The sequence below is a fragment of the Clostridium sp. SHJSY1 genome (assembly GCF_031626875.1).
Lineage (GTDB): Bacteria > Bacillota > Clostridia > Clostridiales > Clostridiaceae > Clostridium.
Genome location: NZ_JANDMF010000130.1, coordinates 1 through 565, shown reverse-complemented (window position 1 = coordinate 565; position 565 = coordinate 1). Strand labels below are relative to the sequence as shown.

The window sequence follows — 565 nt, the reverse complement described above, 5'->3', positions numbered from 1 at the left end:
AAATGGGGGAAATAACTAAAAAAAATAATAAAAAAAGGGCATACCCATGGGCTTTATTGAGTTTCCGTGAGTGCTCTTTTAAAGAAAGGGGGAACTTCAAAATGGACTATATTTTATCTTTAACATTTGTCTGTGCCAATGGACAAAAGACTTCTTTAAGTATTGAAGGTGTTAAACCTACAATAAGTAAAACTGAAGCTACTGCTCTTATGGACACTATTATCTCAAAGAATATTTTCTTAACTAAAAATGGTGCTTTAATAGGTAAATCAGGTGCTAACTTAACTGTAAGACAAGTTACTAAGCTTGATGTAGCTTAATATATTTTCAAGGGTAGATTTCATGTATAACAACACGAAATCTACCCTTATTCTTTACATTGGGAGATTACATTTTGGTCATGATTCACAGGTTGCTTTAGGTAAGAGATATGGTCAAAAAATGATTCAGGCTCTTGGCTGGTAAGTTTATCCAAAATACACTTAATTACTATAATAGTGCAAAAATGCTTGAATAATTTTACAGCTGAATAAAATAAAAAAACATTTATGATAAATCCTTGTTA

At 30.6% G+C, this 565-nt stretch carries 1 protein-coding gene; it reads left to right on the top strand.

Annotated elements, in window-relative coordinates; translation table 11 throughout:
* The first annotated feature begins 101 nt into the window (after positions 1–101).
* Positions 102–320 (top strand): DUF2922 domain-containing protein, encoded by a 219-nt coding sequence (locus tag NNC19_RS23455; RefSeq protein WP_310941105.1) that lies wholly within the window; start codon positions 102–104, stop codon positions 318–320.
* The last annotated feature ends 245 nt before the right edge of the window (positions 321–565 follow it).